The sequence below is a fragment of the Actinokineospora inagensis DSM 44258 genome, from assembly GCF_000482865.1.
GTDB classification, from domain to species: domain Bacteria; phylum Actinomycetota; class Actinomycetes; order Mycobacteriales; family Pseudonocardiaceae; genus Actinokineospora; species Actinokineospora inagensis.
Map to the genome: position 1 here is coordinate 23,588 of NZ_AXWW01000014.1, position 18,634 is coordinate 42,221.

Here is an 18,634-nt window from a genome sequence, read left to right on the forward strand (position 1 = left end):
TCTGTGCACCTTTCCTTCGTGTGGTGATCTGAACGGCTCAGGCAGCCGGGTCTGTGAGGCGGAGCAGTCGCAGGCTCGCCGCGCGCAGTGCGTCCGCCGATCCGCCGGGCGCGGAGGTGATCCGTCGGGCGAGAGCAGACGGGTCGACTTGGCGCAGGTCGATCTGGGGGCGCAGGGGTCGGTCGGGGCTTAGGACGGTGCTGTACCTGGCGAGCAGTGAGCCAACGGATCCGTGCTCGGGCGCCCGCAGGGGGTTGGCCAGGTACACCGGCTTCCCCACGGCTGCTGCGTAGGCGGTGAGCGATCCACCATCACCGATGATGTAGTCGGCAGCGACCACGGCCACACGCCAGTCGAACTCCGGGCGTAAGAACTGCACGCGACAGCGCGTGGCCTCGCTCATCCAGGACAGGACCTGGCGACGACCATGACCAACCCACACGTCCGGGTGCAGGTAGCAGAGCACCCGGTCACCCTGGAGTGGGAAGTCGGTCGCGACACGGTCGATCAATGCGGGCGACGCACCGAGCACCGACTCCGGACCTTCCGCCGACACGACCAGCCCGAGGCGCTGATGGGGCCGGACACCCAGGCGTACCCGGTATGCCTCCCGGTGTCGCACCGCGGCGAGCAGCGTGTCGTAACCGGTATCCCCGACGACGGCCGCGTGCTGTGCGACGTCGGGTGCCGCGAAGAGCAGTTCGTCGATGTCATCGGTGTGCGGCAGGCCGATCACGAGCGGGTCGGGTCGCTGGGTCGCGCGCAACTTACGCACAGCGCGGCGCAGAGCGGGGACGCAGTCGCACCCGCGGTGGTCGACCAGGACCCCGGCCGACGAGATGGCGGGCACCAGCAACAGGGCACCTCGGAGGACACCCGTACCGGTAGGGTCGGCCGCGACCACCAGGTCGAATCGTTCCCGGACCGCGCGCTCCCACGGCGTGGTGATCGCGTCCAGGCCGTCGAGGAACCGGTCGACCCCGTTGTCGTCGGGACCGGGTGGCCGAGTGAAGACGACCTGGACACCTGCCGTGCCCTCGATGGCCGCGACGGCGTCGACCACGCGCATTCCCGACGCGACGCTGTGCACCACCGCCAAGACCACCCTCCGGACCGGGCGGGTCTGGCTCGCCCCGGCAGCGGCCCACAACGGCACCACGCGCTGCTGCATCTCGGTCTCCTCCGATCGTTCGGTCGCAGGACCAAAGTCTCGCGCGGCGATGTGGGGGAAACGTGGGGAGATTGTGGGGGTGGTCCGGCAGGCGTCCCCACAGCGGCACGGTGCGCGAATCGCGGAGTTGACCTCTGGTTCACTGGCCGACATGGATTTGTCCGGCGTCCGGGTAGAGGTGCTTGGTCCGGTCCGACTGCTGGTCGACGGCGCTCCCGTCCCCCTGGAGCCCCGGCTACGGACCGTGTTGGCCCTGGCGGCGATGTCACATGAGTTGACCGTGACCTTCGAGTCACTGCGGCGGCGGTTGGGAGATCCTGCCGAGGCAACCATTCGCGGCTACGCGAAGGAACTGCGTCGCAGATCCGGTCGGGAGATCGTGCGCAAGAACCAGATCAAGGTGATCAGCCTGGCACTCGCCAAGGCGCAGGTGGACTACTGGCGTTTTCATGAACTCGTCGCCCGAGCCCGAGGTCTGGAGCCCGGTGCGAAGGCACCCTTGCTGCGCGAGGCGAAGGGCCTGTGGAGATCGGGCGAGCCGCTGAGTGACTTGCCTGGCGACCTAGTCGGTTCGGAGATCGGCGAACTCACCTGGCGGTACCGCGGGTTGCTGCTCGACCTTTTCGACGCCGAACTGGCCGCCGACGAACTGGAGGCAGCGGTCGCGGTAGCCGAACAGGCGGCGAGCGCGTTCGGTGATGACAACGAGGTGCGACAACGACTGTGGCAGGCATGGGAGCGCACCGGGCGGTCACGAGAGATCCGTGACGACCTCGCGCGACGGGTGGAGACCGCGGCCGCGTCAGGCATCGACCTACCGGAAGCCGTGTGGGCGCAGGCCCGTATCGCGATAGCCGAGGCGGGCAGGGTGAAGCCCATGTCCTCATCCCCACCGAACTGGCTTCCTCCCCGAACGGTCGAGCCGAGGGGACGTGATCGGGAGTTCGACGATCTCGACGCGCTGACCGACGAGCGGTCCGGTGTCCGAGTCGCGGTGATCACCGGCCTTGGCGGTGCTGGGAAGACAGTCCTGGCCGTCAACTGGGGGCACGGCAACGCGGAACACTTCCCGGACGGCGTCCTCTACGTGGTGGCGCGGTCCTACCCGGGGCGCCCTGGGGCGGACCTTGACGGCCAAGGCGTGCGGGCAGCCGGTGGAGCCAAGATCACTCACGCTCACCCTGATCAGCCCACCGCCCGCGGTGATACCACTGGCTCCTGTCGACATTGCTCCCCCTTGTCCTTCCCCGCGTGATCATCGTGCGCGGCGGCCGGGACGCTACGGCCGGAATTCGAACTTCCACTATGGTGTGTTCGCTGTGGCGGCTCAACACAAATGCAGGAGGATGACTTGCTGAGACCCGGCGACACCATCGACCACCGATTCCACCTGCTCCGAGAAGCGGGCGCGGGCGGGATGGGAGTCACCTTTGTGGCCACCGACACCGAGACGGCGGGCACGGTCGTGATCAAGGTCCCACAGTTGCCAGGCACCGACAGCCTCGATGAACACGTGCGCGGCAGGGTAATCGGCAGGTTCAACCGCGAGGCGGGTGTTCTGGCGATGATGACCGACCACCCGACCATCCCCAAGGTCGTCCGCCGGGGATGGCACGGTTCCATTCCCTACATCGCGATGTCCTACATCAACGGCAGCACGGTGGAGAAGTGGCGCTACCTCACTCCGCAGCTCGCTGAACTGGCCGCGGTCGGCACGTCCATCAGCAGGACGTTGCGGGCTGTCCACGCGAAAGACGTGCTGCACCGCGACCTGAAGCCGGTAAACATCATGATCAGCAACTCCGGCCAGGTCTACGTCATCGACTTCGGAATCGCGCTGCCGCTCGTCGGTGATCCGACCAGGTACACCAGGTCCTTTGTGGGTACCGACGAGTACACGGCACCGGAGTGCTACCAGCGCGACGCCAAGGAAGAGTCCGATCTCTACAGCCTGGGCTGTGTCCTCTACTTCCTGCTCACCGGGAGGCCACCTTTCGTCCAACTCCCGGAATCGACGAGGACCGTCCAGACCCAGCACACCGAGGACACGCCGATCCCGCCGTCCCAGCGCGGCGCGCGGGTGCCCCGGGCAGTCGAGGAGACCGTGCTGGCCTTGTTGGCGAAAGACGCACGCGACCGGCCGGATATCGGGGCGGTACTCGCCGCGCTGGAACCGCACCTGCCCGCCGTCGGTTCGCCCGAACCCAGCCCGCGATTGGACCCTGACGTCACCCTCCCATTTCGAGACCCCACGAGCGGCCGCCCGGCGGAAGCGGAAGCGCCGCGGCAGACCAAGGCCGCCCGCCCATTCGTCGCAGGTCCAACCAGAGCTTTCCTCACCCCTGATGACATCGAGGAGGGAATCAGGGCGGCTGTGACCCAGGAGAGGTCGGGCGACGCGGCGGCCGCGACCACGATCCTCACCGAACTCCGCGTCAAGGCGACAAAGGCCTACGGTCGCGGCCACCGGCATGTCCGCCCTATCGAGGACGCTCTGGAGCGGCTCGGACAGCAGGGATGACCAATGCCCATCCGCGGCACCCAGGTTCAGCCGAATGGCGGAAGTACTCCTGCGCCAGAGTAGGCAAAACTGTTGGGCTTGCCCGGTGGAGCGGTAGGCACCGAGAGTTCGGGGACCTCGGTCGGTGGGAACGCCTCTGGGAGGGAACCGCACGTGACCACGAGCGGTGGCAATCGCTTGGACGTCGTCCGTCGCAAGGCCGCGCAGTGGGCGGACGGACTGATCGATTTCGGGCACCGGAACACGCTGCTGCACTACAAAGACACCAAGACCATGACGCTGGACCTCACCGCCGCCAACCCGGAGGCGTTGACCCAGTTGCTCACGGGCAGGCGGACGCGCCTATCGGCGTTGCTGCCTGCAAAGGCGGACCACGCCGCTGCGTGCGCGCGTGCGCGCAGCCTCAGCCGCACCATGGTGGCGATGGAGGAGGAGCAGGGAGTCGAGGCGGGGCGACTCGCCCGTGGCCTGCTCCGGGTCGCGGCACCGACGACGAGGGGGACGTCGCCGGTTCTCCCGCTGCGCGCCCCACTGCTCTTGCAGTCCCTCACCTTGGAGCCGCGGACGGCGGCGGAGACCGACTACGCGATCGAACTGGACGACGTGGTCGAGGTCAACCCGGTGCTGTTCTACGCGCTCAACCGGCAGTTCGGCGTGGACCTGGACGTGGACCCGCTCATCGAGCAGCTCAACTCGCTGCTTGAGGACACCGCCGATCCCGCGGTGCAGGCGGCTGAGGTGCACAAGGTCCTCACCGGTCTCCTCGGCGCGCAGAACCTGGCGCCCGAACTGGAGGACCGGGTACTGGCCGGGCTGTTCAGCTACGAGAAGCTGCCCATGGTGCGGGATCTGCGCAATGCCGGAGACCTGCTCGCGAACCACGACGTGATCGCCGCGGCGGCGGGGTTCGCACCGGCGATCGACGCACTCCAAGGATCTTCCGCGGGCCATCGGCGAGTCTCACCGGATGTGGTATCGCCGCGAGACGAGTACCTGGTGCTGGACGCGGACTCGTCCCAGCAGCACGCCATCCACGCGGTACTCAGCGGGCAGCACACGGTCATCCAGGGGCCTCCCGGCACCGGCAAGAGCCAGACGATCGCCAACATCATCGCCTGGTGCGCCGCCGAGGGGAAACGGGTCCTGTTCGTCACGGAGAAGCGGGCGGCCATCGAGGCGGTGACCGACCGCCTGGCCAGGGTCAACCTGCACCACCTGGTGTTCGACCTGCACGAGCAGAAGCTCAACCGGCGACAGGTCGCCGAGCAGGTGGCGCAGTCGCTGGAGTTGGCGTCTCAGCAACTCCCCGCACAGGTCGACGACCTGCACGGCCATCTCTCCCGGCGACGGAGCCAGGTCATCGAGCACGTCACCGAACTGCACACTCGGCGAGATCCATGGGAAGTGTCGGCCTACCACGTTTACAACGCCCTGCTGGAGCTACCGGCGAACAGCGGTAACCCCATCCGCTTCCGCGGTAAGCAGTTGTGGGATCTGAACTGGAACACCCTCAGGCACGTCGAGAGTGACCTGACCCGGTTCATCGACATGGGCGGTCTCGCGGTACGCCGGGGCGAGTCAGCGTGGTCGCGCTCAGAGGTGCGCGACCAGCGAGCGGTCGGCGAGGTCTTGGCCAAGTTGGATTCACTCGCGGGTCAGACCTGGCAGTCCACGCAGACACAGCTACGAGACCTCGTCGGCCGGGCGGGCCTCGCTCGTCCCTTCGACCTGGCGGGGTGGCAGGAGGTGCTCTCCCTGCTGAGCGCGGTCGACCGGACGGTCACGACCTTCGGGGACAGTGCGTTCGGGCCGGACCTGCCCGCCCTCCTGTTCGCGACCGGGGACAAAGCTTGGCGCAAGGCCGCACCGGCTCCGATCGGGTGGTGGCAACGCAGGACCTTGCGCAAGCAGGCGTTCGCCATGCGGCGCACCGGAAAGTGCGACCTGCCCACCCTGCACCGGGAACTGCTGGCCGCCCAGGGCCAGACACGGCGTTGGCAGCAGTTGTCCTACGCCAACACCGGACCCGCCTCCATGCTGGGTCTCGGCTCGGCGATGGAACGGTTCACGCAGTTGCGCGACCAGTTGGCCGCCGTCGCGATGTGCGCGCGTCTCGAAGAACCGGACCGGTGGCCGGAGGAGAAGGTCACCACGACGCTCGACGAGCTCAACCGCGACCGCGACACCCTGTTCCGGATGCCCGAGTTGAACACCATCATGGACCGGTTCACCGGCCTCGGGCTGGACCGGTTCGTCGCGGAGCTCGCCGGGCGGCGCGCGGGTGCCGACGAGGCTGTCGCGGCGCTGCGGTTCTCCTGGTACAGCTCGCTGCTCGACGAGTTCCGGATGCGGGTGCCGCACTTGGCGCAGTTCACCGGCGCGCAGCACGCGAGGGTCGTGGACGAGTTCAGGCAGGCCGATGCCAACCACCTCGAACTCAACGCCCAACGGGTCCGCAGGCGGGTCGCCGAGCACCTGCGTGCGGCCCGCGACGCCAATCCGCAGCAGAACACGGTTGTGCTCAACGAGGCCAAGCGCAAGCGCGGTCACCTGCCGATTCGCAAACTCGTCTCGCGGGCTCCCGACGTCCTGCTCGCGGCCCGCCCGTGCTGGGCGATGTCGCCCATCGTGGTGAGCAGGCTCCTGCCCGCGGAGCAACTGTTCGACCTCGTCATCTTCGACGAGGCCAGCCAGGTCGAGCCCTACGACGCGATGGCGTCGATCATGCGCGGCAGACAACTGGTGGTGGCGGGGGACGAGCGCCAACTGCCTCCGACGACGTTCTTCCGGTCCGCCCTGCTCGGCGGCGGGGCGGAGGACGAGGACGCGGAGGAGGACACCGACTTCACCCCTCAACTGGGCGACTTCGAGTCGATCCTGAAGTGCCTGGCCGCGTTCATCCCGCAGTCCCACACCCTCACCTGGCACTACCGCAGCGCCGACGAGCGACTCATCGCCTTCTCCAACCACGAGATCTACGAGGACGCGCTGGTCACCTTCCCCGGCCGCGACGCGGACAGCCCACTGCGGCTCGAACACGTCGACGGGGTGGCGGCACCGGGCGCGGGTGGGGTGGTCGAAGCCGAGGTGGTGCGGGTGATCGACCTCATCCTCGACCACGTCCGCGACAAACCGGACGAGACCCTGGGCGTGATCACCATGGGCCTCACCCACGCCAACCGGATCGAGGGTGCCGTTCGCCAGGCCGCGCGGCAACACCCCGAGTTGGAGCAGTACACGAGTCGGATGCAGGGGCCGGGCAAGCGGCTGTTCGTCAAGAGCCTGGAACGGGTGCAGGGTGATGAGCGAGACGCCATCATCCTGAGCATCGGGTACTCGAAGGGGGCCGACGGGCGCCTACCGATGCGGTTCGGACCGCTCAACCAGGAAGGCGGTGAACGGCGGCTCAACGTCGCGGTGACCAGGGCCAAGCGCCGGATGACGGTCGTGAGTTCGTTCACCCACAACGACATGCAGGCCGTTGCCCCGACGCTGGGTCCACAGTTGCTCCGGCGCTTCCTGGAGTTCGCGGCGAACGGCGGCAGGCCACAGGATCTCGGACGGGCACGACCCCAGGAGCTCAACGGGTTCGAACGCAGTGTGGCCGCGGCGCTGGCAGAGGCTGGTGTTCCCTACGTGGCGCAGTGGGGAGTGTCCGGGTACCGCATCGACTTCGCACTGGGCCATCCGCAGGAACCGGGGCGGATGGTGCTGGCACTGGAGGCCGATGGGGACACCTATCACCGGTCGGAAAGCGCCCGTGATCGAGACCGCCTCCGCCAAGACCACCTTGAACGCCTCGGCTGGCGGTTTCACCGCGTCTGGGCCAGCGAGTGGTTCAGCAAGCGGGAAGCGCAGATCGCGGAGGTCCTCCACCACTGGAAGGTGGCCGTCGTGGAAAGCGAACGCGTACCGGACCCCCACATCGCCGATGAACCAGTCCGGGCACCGGAAACGCGGACGCCCACAGTGGTCCGCGGGCGCAGGCCACCGGTGCCCCGGCGCGGGAAGATCGACGATTACGACGAACGGGAGTTGGTCGCCGTGTGCGGTTGGCTGCTGTCGGACAACCTGCTGCTCGACCGCGAAGCGCGGCTCGACCAGGCCATCCGCGAACTCGGGTTCACCCGGCGCGGCCGCAAGATCGTGGAACGCGTCAGTGCCGCCATGGATCTCGCCCAGCAACACACCGATCAGGAGACCCGCTGATGTTCCCGCTTGACCACAAGACCGTCGAGCGCGTCGCCCGCCTCGTCTGCGACCTGGGTGGCCCCAACGAGCGGCGCGGCTACGAACTCGAACAACTGCTGCGCGGCGCGGGGTGGCAGGACTCACCCGACTACGATGGCACGCCGAGGACGGCGTGGTTGGTCGAAGCCATCCAGGAGCGCGCGACTTCCCGCGCGGACATCGAGCGCCTGCTGTGCCGGGTATGCGACCCGGTCGAGTACGAGGCGGGTATGGCCGCGGCGGGCGTGATGCAGAACGAGCTGAACCGGATCTTGGAACCGGAGTGCCTGGCGATCACCTACCTCGGTGGTCGGCCGGTGCTCGCCGAGTTGACGGCCTCCGGTGAGCGGCCTGCCTTCGGCGCACCCGACGACCTGCGATCGCGGCTCGAGGGACTCATCTCCGACGAGAAGGCGACCGCGTTGCTGGTGGACCGGGTGGCGCAGAGCCGGGCAGCGCAGGAGTCGGGCGCGTACCTGCTGGCGATCTTCGGGATCGGTAGCTTCATCGAGGGGCTGCTGTTCACCGTGCTGCTGGAGCGGTACCCGGAACTGGAGTCGGGCTTCACCGGGCGCGACGGCAAGAAGGTCCCATCGAGGAGGGCGGGGCTGGAGCTGCTCATCGACACCGCGCACGACCGCGAGCTGATCCAGCTCGACGCCAAGAACTTCATGCACCCGGTGCGCGACTTCCGCAACTACATCCACCCTCGCCAGCAGCTCGAGAAGTCGTTCTCGCCAGACCAGGACACCGTGGCGTTGTGCTGGGCGCCGATCCACGCCCTGCTCAACGATCTCGAGGCGAACCTGCCCCAACCGGTCTGACCGCCGAGCGGTCGATCCGAACGCCACGCCGGTTCGGATCGACCGCTCGTCGTTCCCATCCCAGATCAGCGTGTGGCCCAGTAGCTCGACGGTCAGCACGGCGCCGATTCCGACGTGATGGAAGATCCGGTCAATCGGCGGGAGTACTTGGCGTGGCGGTTGCGGATGAGAAATCGGATTCCCGTGTGGGCTTCGATACCGTCGACCTGCGCCACCAGCTCGTCGAACAGGGTCACCCGTCGTCCAGACTTTTCGCGTCACCCTCCACCACGCCGCCGCGACGGTGGCCTAAGACGGATTTCGGACGTAGGCACACGATCGAATACTTTCGCGAGAGTGGTCGACGAGAATTCCTCACCTCGATGTTCTTGTGCAAGCGGCAGCTATCGGCAAATTGGCTGAATCGACGTTGCTTGCCATTGCCTGCTTGCGTGAGGCCTTCTCCGCTGGTGAGCCGCGGTCCGCACTCAAGGTAGACGCAGGAGTCGCATCTGGGTGATTTTCGGCTACCCGATCGGCGGCTGGCGTGACCAGCCGCCGCCGGCGAAACTTTCGACATGTCCGCACGCCAGCACGCACGGTGCGCAGAAATCGCAGATCAGCTTGGGTGAGGTGCTCACCGCGTTGACGAGGCTGCGGTCGGGCCTTGGCATCGCCGATCCCAAGTTCGCGGATCGCCTCGGGCCACTGCGCGTGGTGTTCGACCTCCAAGAGTCCGATGGGGTCGAGATCGCGCGCGCCAAGGTGACCAGCCGAATTGCGGCTGCCATCGCGCAGTTGCCTGAGGACCAGCGACTGGCTGTCGACGCCGCTTTCAGTCAAACAGGTCCTTATCGTGGCAAAAGGTACATGGAACGACTCGACGTTCTCGCCCAACAGCGCGGCCGGACGTCGCGCACGATGCGCAGGTGGGCGGACTCGGGCTTGGCGGCCGTGGCTGAGGCCCTGCTGGCGGGCGCGGCACGGACAACGCGGGAACCGGGGTGGTGGACCGAAGAGCTGAAGGTCGCCCTGGTGCTCGACGGTCCGACACCGGAAGCGCTGGAGACCCGTCGGGTGGTTGCCGCGCGGGACGGCCTCGCGGAGTTGGACCTGGCGATGACCATCACGGAGGCGGACGCGGACACCGTGCTGAACAGAGTGACCTTCGACGTCATCTACGGCGGGGCGCTGCACGTGGTGGCCATGGAGTCCTCCGACCGCGTGCGGTTGGTGCTGACCCCACCCCGCCCCTTGGCGCGAGGTTCGGCGCACGAGTACACGGTGCGCGTGCGACTGCCCGCCGATCATGAGTTGCGCGCGCACTACGTCTGCGTCCCCAAGTACCCGTGCAAGCGGTTCGACCTGCGGGTGCGCTTCTCGCCGACTGATCCGCCGACGACCGTCACCAGGCTGGTGGACGTGTACCAGCGCGATGTCGATGACCCCGCGACGGCGGCGGAAGCGGTGCGGCTGGATCCGGCGGGCGAGGTCCGCACCTGCTTCACCGACCTTGCACTCGGCCGGGCCTCCGGCCTGCGCTGGCGGTTCTGACCGAGGTTGCCAGGGACCGGACCGCTCGCGACCGAGCCCGCGCGAGCGGTGCGCCTGCGAGGGCGACCTCAGGGGCCGGTGCGGGTCAGGGCCTGGCGGGACAGCTCGGTGCCGTTGTTGAAGACGATGACCTCCCCACCCGTGATCACGTAGAGAAAGGTCTTGTTCCTGGCCGTGTACCCGGTCGCGGTGCTCTCCGCCGGGATGGAGATGTGCGAATCGGCGCTGGGCGTCCGCCCGATGAGCTGGCCGTCGTAATGCAGTTGCCCCGTGGCGTCGCGGCACAGGGTGATCACGTGCCGCGGCGTGGTGTACGAGGCTTCGAGCACCGACGCGCCGGAGATCCACTGGGCCGCTTCGATCGGGCACGGCGTGCCCGACGGCGGGGCGGCGACCGCCTGGTTGTTGCCCGACCCCCGACCGGCGTGAGAAAGCGCGTGGAGGATCGAGCCCCAATTGGACCACAAGCCGAGCGCGACCATGGCGAGCAGCACGCGGCGCGCCAAGCGACCCATCCGCCGGAGCCCCCGCTTGGTCAGGTGGGGTGCGGGCGGGTCGATGCTCGCCGCGGCATAGCCCGTACGGCGAGGCGGCTCGGACAGCGGCCCGCGTGGCCGGGAGTCCGAAGTGGAGCGACCACTCGGCCTCCTCAGATGCTCCGGTGCGGGCGGGTAGGCCGGTGCGGGCGGGTGCACAACGGGATCAACGCGGGGACGCGGCGTGCTGGTCAGGCGGATCCGGTTCCCGACTGACTGCGGCGCCGGGTCCCTGGCCGCGTGCTTGGACTCCACGAAGTCCGGGCGCTCACCGGTCGAGGTCACCTTGGGCACGACGGCGGTGGGTTCCGGCACCGCGCTCGCCGCTGTCGCCTTCGGGGCGTGGCAGAGGCGGCAGACCGTGGCGACTGCCCCGTTGTTCGCGTCGCACTCCGAGCACGCCCAGGCCGCCGGGGGACTCACCGCGCACCTGTCAACGGTGCGGCGGGGGGCTGTGCGCGGACCGGGTGGAGCACCTCGTCACTGCACTCACCCGGTCGGAACACCACCCAGTCGTCCGTGCACGGGGCGACCCGCACCGCGAGTAGTGGTACCTCGCCCGGTTCGGTGTGCGCGGCGACCACCTTGGCCGCTTTCGGCTCGGCGGTGTCGACCGGTAGCGGGGCGGCCTGCTCGGGCAGGGCGTGACGCGGCCTGCCGCCCGGGTTGTCCGCGACGAGCCCCACCTCGTCAACGAGCAGGAGCAAGTCGGCCCGGTGCTCGGCGTTGAACCACAGCGGCAGGGTGATGGGCACGCCCGCCAGGGTCACCGTAAGGTCGAGCCGGACTCGCGGTTGGCCTGGGTCGTCGATGAGGCGGGCGTCGACCCAGGCGGCCCTGGGGAGTTGGGTGCGCGCGCCGTACGCGTCGGCCCGGTCGGCGATCACGATGCGGTCGGGGAGACCCAGCAGCCAGAAGTTCGAGCCCCGGACGCGGGTGAACGCGTCGGCGTGCCACCAGGAGATCGCGTGCAGGCCGGTGGGCTCACCGCCGTTGTACTCGCGCACGTCGTACCCGGCGCCGTCTTCCCGGCGCCACCGCAAGCCACGTCTGTTCACCATCGCCGTGCTCAGAGGCTGTTGGCGATGGTCGCGATGATCTGGTCCATCTCCCACTCCTCCAGCCCCTCCCCCGCCACGGAGGGGAAGTAGATGGTGTTGTTCCAGTCGTCGGCGATATCGGTCCACGGGTAGCTTTCCGGGGCGAACATCAGCAGGCGCTTGGCCGGGTTCTCCATCCGGGCGCTGTGGCTCTGCCCCGACCCCCACTGGGCGTACAGCTCCTCAAGCGAGCCGGGGACCGACTGCGGGTAGGTCGCGGCACTGGTGTGCCTCGGGTCGCCGAGGCGGTGCGCCGAGGCGTCGGTGAACATGACGATGACGTGCCTGCGCCGGTCCAACCCGGTCTCCCAGTCGGAGCCGATGGCCAGGGCCAGTGCCTCGAGCGCGGACTCCGGCTCGTCACCGCCGCCGCCTGCGTGCAGCGCGTTGACCGTCTTCTCGAAACTGTCGAGGTCGTCGGGAACACGGAGGAACGGACTCACCACCATCGCGTCCTCCGCGCAGTCGGCGTAGTCGCGGAACCCGATCACCTTGAGCCGCAGGCTGCTGATCCCCCGCCCCTTGGCCGCCATCTCCTGTGCGAGCCGGTTGGGGAACGACATCGCGCTCTGCTTCACGTTCGCCAACATCCGCGCCATGCTCGCGGTCGTGTCGACACACAGCACGATGTCCACCGCGTACTTGAGGTTGTTGTCGCCGGACCTGTTCTGGTTCTGGCTCATCCAGGTAATCCCGTTCAGTTCTTGTCGGTGAGGTTGATGCGCAGCCGGGCCGACGACGTCCTCGCCGCGGTCTTCGTCGTGTTGACCAGCACCCGACTGGTCCTGGCGCCGCCACCCGGCGGCGGAGTACTCGGCGGCGGGACGGGCGGTGGGGACGGGGAAACGGCCGCACTGACGAGCACGTCGGGCTCGTCGAGGGCCGCTGCGACGTCGGCGATCACCGGGCGGGCCCGGTGATCCGCGGCGGTCAGCGACTCCAGCAGGCGCCGAATCCGACCGCCCAGCCTCGAGTCCCACGCCAAGGGTGCGCCTGCCAGCACAGCCGCGGCGGGCGATTCGTGGCCTTCGCCGTAGCCCGGCGGGACCCCGAAGAGGTACGTGTGGATCAGCAGGCCGACCGCGAAGACGTCCGCCGCCTGGGTCAGCGATCGAGCATGGGCGCCTTGGTCGCCGCGCAGGTAGCGCAGCCACTCCGGTGCCCCGTACAACGGGTTGCCGCCGATCACCTCAGCCATCGGCGGTGCGCCCGCCTGGTAGGCGTCGTCAAAGTCGATCAACTTCGCAACCAGCAGCGACCCCTTCCTCGCCGGTGTCAGCAGGATGTTCTCCGGCTTGAGGTCACCGTGGACGATGCCCTTGGCGTGCAGCAGCACCAGGCTGTCCACCAGCGTCTTGAGCAGGACGAGTTGACCGCGGGTGTCGAGGTCGCGCGCGGCGGCGTCGGCGGGGCGCACTCGCGGCGTGACCTTGTAGTAGCGGGTACCCACCGCGAAGAAGTCCACCGCGAGGACGAGGTTCCCGGCGTGCACGTCGTCGGCCCGCAACGCGGCCATGATGTCGGTGTGCCGCTTGGCGAACCGCTCGCACTCGGCGAAGCGGCGCTCCTTGTCCTCGACCGTGCCCATCGAGTCGGCCTTGGGGATCTTCGGGTCGAGGAACTCCTTGATGAAGAACTCCCCGCCGCCCTTCTCCGCGAACGCCCACAGGCACTTGCCCGCGTCGGCGTTGGTCGGCCTGGTCACCACTCGGTAGCCGTTGAGCACCTGGTTCAGCTTCACCGGTCGTCCTCCCCCACCACCATGGCCAAGCGCTGCTCGTACCCGCCGCGGTATTTCCGCCACGAGTCGCTTCTGGCGGTGCGCACGGCGTCTTCACCGCGATCCGCCGCAGCGCGCAGCGGCTCGTCGTGTTCGTGCCGCAGCAGGTTCCTCCGCTCGCCGAACGACGCGCGCAGGTTCCCGAAGCCCTTGAACCCCAACGCCACGACGGCGAGTGAGGCGTCGTCACCGGTGTACGCGGCGACCCGCTCAGCCAGCAGTTCGCCCCAGTGGGCCGGGTCGCGCGCGAACCAGAGCGTGTCCAGCAGCACGTGCTCGAACTGCGCGGGTGTGCTGACATAGCCGAAGAAGCCGTCGGTCGCGGTGACCAGGACGCACGGCGCGGGCGCTTGGCCACGCCACCGGTTGAGCGCGAACTCCCGGTCGACCGACACCATGTTGGTCATCGGCGGGTCCTGCAGCAGCAGGTCCAGGGCGTCGCTGCCGTCCACGTCGTCCAGGCTGAGCTGCTGCAGGCCGCGGTCGGGCTCGACCACATAGCACCGGGAGTCCCCGGCCCACACCACGTCCCAGCGCACCCCGTCCGGGCGCATGGTGAAGGCGAGCGCGGCCAGGGTGGACGGGAACTCACGGTGAATCCTCCCGCGCATCCTGCTTCGCACCGTGATGTCGGCGGCCAGCCGGGTGACGACCTTGTCGTGCAGCGCGTCCACCGACGGGCCGTCGACGAACCACTCCTCGACCAACCCCCGCAACCGGCGGGCGGCGACCCACGCCTGGGTCCGCTCCTGCCCGACCGGGGTGCTGCCCGCGCTCGCCCGGCCCGCACCCCCGACGCCGTCGAAGACCGCGATCAGGCCGCGCGCCGTCGGCCAGTGCACCACGATGAGCGGATCGGCGTCCTCACCACGCCCGGCGATGCGCTCCGTCCACACCGACAACGCCACGAACCCGGGCGCGGTGTGGTCCCAGACCCGGGCGCCCTGAACGGTCCTGCTCGGCTCGACGTCCACGCCTAACCGTCCTCACTGCGCAGCACGCCGCGCACCCGGCTCGGCTTGGCCTCCGGGGGCGCGGGTTCGGCGAGCCGTTCCGCGACGGGCTTGTCGCCCTTCGGCGGGGCAGCGGGCGTGGGCGGTGGCGTCTCTGCGGTGGGCTTGCTCTCCCCCTCGACCACGGCTCCCGCGCCGTCGATCGTCTTGCGCTTGCGTTCGAGCCGATCGCGTATACCGCTTCGCTTGCCGCCCAGCAGCGGATTGCCGCCGGGGAAGAACTCACTCATCACGGTGTCGCTGATGCGCGAGGTGTTGAACTCCTCCATCTTCTCCGAACCCATCAGCGCCCGGAGCGCCTGCAGGCTGGCGTTGGTGCTGTGCTCCTTGGCGTCCTGCTCGCGGTCGAGCATCGGCGTGGGGTCGCCCCCTGTCATCGCCATCACGTGGGCCAGCATCTCCCCACGACCCCCGTCGGCGACCGGGCGCATCGCGTCGCGGCGCATCTCCAGCACCCGCAACTCGCGCTGGGTGGAGAGGAACTCGGCGACGTCGCTGGTCTCCACCTGCACGCTGAACCCGGTCAACCGCACACCGTCGGGGACGTAGGCCCGCAAGAGGGCCTCGACCACTGCGGCCTCCGCGTTGGCGGGGCGCAGCGGCTCGAACCGCATGGTGACCGCGCGCACCTGACCGGTCAGCCACGCCTGCAGCGCGGCGGCCATGTCCCGGACCCCGTCGCGGACCACCCGTACCGGGTCGACGATCTCGCAGCCGCAGGACACGGTGACCTGGAAGGGGAACGACGAGTCCGCACTCGGCGAGGAGAAGGTGGTGCCGACGGCCCGGTTGGCGACGTCGACCCGGTGCGCGACCCGGTAGTTGCCGGTCCTGGCATCGGGCACGCGCTCACCGGCGCGCACCACCACCGGGTCGCCGACAGCGCGTTCGAGCACCAGCGCGGTGCCCATGGCCGGGCCACGGACCCCGCCCGCCCGCAACCGCTTGAGCGGGATGGACTCCACAACCGGGTCGTAGGTCTGGTTCATGCGCTCAGTTCGCCTTCCTCGAGGAGTTGGGTCAGGAAGTAGTCAGCCGCGGCGGACGGGGCCAAGCGGTCGTCCGCCCACTGCTCGAGCAGGTGGCGCAGGCGGCCATAGTCTTGGTCCCCCCGGTCGGCGATGCCCGCGAGCAGGTCGAGCACCTCGGGACGGCATGTGGGGTCGGTGTCGGCCATGTGCACCCACACCCACAGCGCGTCCGCGGCGTTGCGCCGCACCGGTTCGCACGCCAACGCCCGGCCCCACAGCTCGGGCAGGTCTTCGCGCAACTGCCACGCCGAGGCCATCAGCACCGGTCGGTCGCCGGTTCCCTTCTCACTGGCGGCGAAGGCGAACATGCTCAGCGCCTTGATCACCCGCTCGTCGACGACCGGCGCGTCGGTCCACTCGCGCAGCGCCTCGATCACCGGCCCCTGCTGGTCGGCGGCGAGCAGCATCTGCGTGCTGATCGCGACCGGTCCCAACAGGTCCCAGTCACCCTCGTCGATCAGCGTGCGCAACACCCGCAGCGCCCGCTTCGGGTCAGCGATGCCGAGTGAACGGCCCGCGGCCAACGCGGCGGTCGCGGCGAGCTCACGGGCGTCGTCGTCATAGCGGATGAGGTTCGCCCATTGCTCGACGTGGGTCCAGAACACTTCGGGCCTGCCGCTGACCGTGCCCGCCACGTCGAGACCGGTGGCGGCGCTCTGCCGCAGGACCGGTGACTCGTGCTGCGCCCACGGCAGGAAGTACCGGTGCAGACCGTGTTCGAGGTCGCAAGCCGCGAGCAGCCCCGCGGTGTAGGCGGCTCGCGCGCGGACCTCGACGTCGCGGTGCGCGGCCAGCTCAGCGAGCCACTTGAGGATGACGTCGCGGGCGCCGTCGAGTTCCACCCACACCAGTTCCAGCACCGGCGCCCGCAGCGCGGCGTGCCGGAAGCGGGCCACCCTGTTGCCGCTGTCGGTCTCAACCAACTCGATCCAGGACCGCTCGGCCAACAACCCACGCAGGTAGCGCGGTGTCATGGCGGCGTTGTTGTTGCCCAGCTTGCGGTACAGGGAGACCGCGGCGTCAGCGACCGAGAGGTACCCGCACCCCTCCAGAGCTGCGGTAGCCAAGACCAGCGCGACATCGGCGGCGTCGGGGTCGGCACCGAGCCACTCGCGCACCTGCTCGGGGGCGTTGCGCAGCCGGGACACCACCTCGGCGAGGTCAGCACAGGCGCGCAACGCCTCGATCACCACGTGGGCCGCGCGTGTGGCGAACTTGGGGTCGTCGCGCTCGTCGAGGATGTCGTCGAGGTCGGTCGCGGCGAGCTGCTCCTCCACCTCGGACTCGGTGAGCCAGTCGACGTCGACGCCGATCCGTTTGCGCACGATCTCGCGCGAGTCGGGCACGTCGAGGTCGGTCAGCACGTAGTCCTGCCGGGTGGTCGCGGTGGCCAGCGCGCCGCGCACCGGGCCGGTCACCACGACCAGGTAGGCGTCATGCTCCTTGGCACGGGCGGACGCGTGCGCCAGCCACGCGTCGCCGATCGACTCCGCCGCGCAGTTGCTCGACGCGTTCGGCAGGTCCCGGACCAGGTAGGCGCACTCGCGGTGCGGTGGTTGCCACGCCATGTTGCCGAGTACCGAGGCGCCGAGTTCGCAGTAGGCCGCCTGCCAACCGCTGCGGCGCAGTACCTCCACCATGGTCGCCTTCGCCCTGGCGGTCCGCCCTGAGCGGGCCGGACCCGAGTACACGACGATGTTGCGCAGGTCGACGACATCGACGCCGCGGTCGAAGTCCGCGGGCTTGGCGTAGCGCTCGTGCTCCCCGTGCAGGACCTCGGCGTCCAACCACACCTTGGCCGAGCGCTTGCCCGTGCCGCGGCGCGACTTGGTGCCACCGCCCATGGCGAACTCCTCCACCGAGAAGTCTCCGGAGAAGTGGTAGAGGTTGACGTTCGCCGCGGAACCAGCCCTGGAGAACGCCTCGGCGACGATCTCCTCGTTGCGGGCGCTGCGCAGGTCTGCGGTGCTGGCGCGCAGCCGGTTGAGCGCCTCATCGCGCGTCGGCGGCGTGTTCGACTCCGGAGTGGGCGGCGTGCCCGGGTTCGCTTGCGACGGCTCGGCGGGTTGTGCGGCCGGTTCCGGTTCCTGCTCGCTCATCGGTCACCCCCGGGCACGCTGCCGAAGCTGGGGCCCGCGTGGAAGGTCTCGACGTGGATGCCGTTCATCTCGTAGTGGCTCGACTGGTCGTGGTAGGACGCGTACCTCGCGGAGGCCGCCGACGGGGTGACGGGGGCGGGGATCGCGGCGAGTCCGGGTACGAGCCTGCGCAGCTTGGCCGCGAGCAGGTCGAGGTCGCTGGCGGCGGTGCGGAACTGCAGGAAGACGTCCTGTCGGTCCCACAGCGGCCGCACCGGCTCCGGCAGGGCGGCTGGGTTCATCCTCGGCACGCCGAGCCGGACCGGGATCACCTGCTTGTCCAACCGCAGCGCCATCGTGATCTCGCGGCGAACGAAGTCGCCCGGATCGTCGATCCGGCGCCCGCCCGATTCGGAGCGGTCTCCGAGCCAGTTGCGCCCCATCACCACCAGGACTGCGGTCGAGGAGGCGACCGCTTCGAACATCGCCTCTTCCCAGCGCGTTCCCGGTGGAATGGACTTCGAGGCCAGGAACACCGCCTCGGAACCGAACCGGGCGGAGAGCCCCTGGTCGATCAGCGCGACGCCGAACGGCTCATCGGCGGCTCGGTAGTTGATGAACACCTTGTTCTGCGACTGCGTCACCAGGTCCACCTAGGTATGCGACGAATGGGTAGCGCGCGCGGCACGGATGCGCGAACGGCGTGACGATGCGTCATCTTCATGGGCACGTCGGCTTCAGCGCAAGCGCCTGCGGACCGTTTCCTGTTTCCTGTTGAATTTAGCCAACCGATGTCCACTGGAATGTCCAGTGGCGT

Annotated in this window: 16 protein-coding genes; 5 read left to right on the plus strand and 11 right to left on the minus strand. The window is 69.0% G+C overall.

From position 1 onward, the window contains the following. Nucleotides 1–37 precede the first annotated feature (37 nt). Complete coding sequence (locus H504_RS0104875; RefSeq protein WP_026421867.1) at nucleotides 38–1,171, minus strand: hypothetical protein; 1,134 nt, start codon at nucleotides 1,169–1,171, stop codon at nucleotides 38–40. Between the two features lie 151 nt (nucleotides 1,172–1,322). Here H504_RS0104875 and H504_RS33290 point away from each other — a divergent pair, with 151 nt between their 5' ends. The 4 genes from H504_RS33290 (at nucleotide 1,323) to H504_RS0104895 (ending at nucleotide 8,746) form a co-directional block, all read left to right on the plus strand. Next, a complete protein-coding gene (locus tag H504_RS33290; RefSeq protein WP_157440210.1) occupies nucleotides 1,323–2,426 on the plus strand; it encodes an AfsR/SARP family transcriptional regulator in 1,104 nt (367 codons plus the stop codon). Between the two features lie 96 nt (nucleotides 2,427–2,522). Beyond that, nucleotides 2,523–3,692 carry a serine/threonine-protein kinase gene (locus H504_RS33295; protein ID WP_211239260.1) on the plus strand — a complete coding sequence of 390 codons (1,170 nt, stop codon included), beginning with the start codon at nucleotides 2,523–2,525 and terminating at the stop codon, nucleotides 3,690–3,692. A gap of 153 nt (nucleotides 3,693–3,845) precedes the next feature. Next, entirely contained in the window at nucleotides 3,846–7,901 is a 4,056-nt protein-coding gene (locus H504_RS0104890) for an AAA domain-containing protein (protein WP_026421869.1), read from the plus strand. Continuing rightward, nucleotides 7,901–8,746, plus strand: coding sequence for a hypothetical protein (locus H504_RS0104895; protein ID WP_026421870.1), 846 nt, complete (start codon nucleotides 7,901–7,903; stop codon nucleotides 8,744–8,746). The genes H504_RS0104890 and H504_RS0104895 overlap by 1 nt, the downstream gene beginning before the upstream one ends. 92 nt (nucleotides 8,747–8,838) lie before the next feature. Here the strand turns inward: H504_RS0104895 and H504_RS40830 are convergent, their stop codons facing one another. Then, entirely contained in the window at nucleotides 8,839–8,982 is a 144-nt protein-coding gene (locus H504_RS40830) for a hypothetical protein (RefSeq protein WP_157440211.1), read from the minus strand. 118 nt (nucleotides 8,983–9,100) lie between these two features. Next, nucleotides 9,101–9,568, minus strand: coding sequence for a hypothetical protein (locus tag H504_RS40835; RefSeq protein WP_157440212.1), 468 nt, complete (start codon nucleotides 9,566–9,568; stop codon nucleotides 9,101–9,103). Between the two features lie 27 nt (nucleotides 9,569–9,595). Here H504_RS40835 and H504_RS0104905 point away from each other — a divergent pair, with 27 nt between their 5' ends. Beyond that, nucleotides 9,596–10,279: a hypothetical protein gene (locus H504_RS0104905; RefSeq protein ID WP_157440213.1), complete on the plus strand. Its 684-nt coding sequence runs from the start codon at nucleotides 9,596–9,598 to the stop codon at nucleotides 10,277–10,279. Between the two features lie 68 nt (nucleotides 10,280–10,347). Here H504_RS0104905 and H504_RS40840 read toward each other — a convergent pair whose 3' ends face one another. From H504_RS40840 to H504_RS33310, 8 genes are read right to left on the minus strand one after another with little or no spacing between them, the layout of a single operon-like run. Beyond that, a complete protein-coding gene (locus H504_RS40840) occupies nucleotides 10,348–11,238 on the minus strand; it encodes a hypothetical protein (protein ID WP_157440214.1) in 891 nt (296 codons plus the stop codon). Then, nucleotides 11,235–11,873, minus strand: a complete 639-nt coding sequence (locus H504_RS0104915; protein WP_157440215.1) for a hypothetical protein — start codon at nucleotides 11,871–11,873, stop codon at nucleotides 11,235–11,237. Before H504_RS0104915 ends, H504_RS40840 begins: the two co-directional genes overlap by 4 nt. Nucleotides 11,874–11,884: 11 nt before the next feature. Further along, nucleotides 11,885–12,598 (minus strand): vWA domain-containing protein, encoded by a 714-nt coding sequence (locus tag H504_RS0104920; protein WP_026421874.1) that lies wholly within the window; start codon nucleotides 12,596–12,598, stop codon nucleotides 11,885–11,887. A 14-nt stretch (nucleotides 12,599–12,612) separates the two neighbouring features. Then, entirely contained in the window at nucleotides 12,613–13,656 is a 1,044-nt protein-coding gene (locus tag H504_RS33300) for a protein kinase domain-containing protein (protein ID WP_084467384.1), read from the minus strand. Further along, entirely contained in the window at nucleotides 13,653–14,669 is a 1,017-nt protein-coding gene (locus H504_RS33305) for a protein phosphatase 2C domain-containing protein (protein WP_051385490.1), read from the minus strand. Before H504_RS33305 ends, H504_RS33300 begins: the two co-directional genes overlap by 4 nt. Before the next feature lie 2 nt (nucleotides 14,670–14,671). Then, nucleotides 14,672–15,697, minus strand: a complete 1,026-nt coding sequence (locus H504_RS0104935) for a hypothetical protein (RefSeq protein WP_026421875.1) — start codon at nucleotides 15,695–15,697, stop codon at nucleotides 14,672–14,674. Next, nucleotides 15,694–17,838: a hypothetical protein gene (locus H504_RS0104940; protein WP_026421876.1), complete on the minus strand. Its 2,145-nt coding sequence runs from the start codon at nucleotides 17,836–17,838 to the stop codon at nucleotides 15,694–15,696. The genes H504_RS0104935 and H504_RS0104940 overlap by 4 nt, the downstream gene beginning before the upstream one ends. Beyond that, nucleotides 17,835–18,461, minus strand: a complete 627-nt coding sequence (locus tag H504_RS33310; protein ID WP_051385491.1) for a toll/interleukin-1 receptor domain-containing protein — start codon at nucleotides 18,459–18,461, stop codon at nucleotides 17,835–17,837. Before H504_RS33310 ends, H504_RS0104940 begins: the two co-directional genes overlap by 4 nt. Between the last annotated feature and the right edge of the window lie 173 nt (nucleotides 18,462–18,634).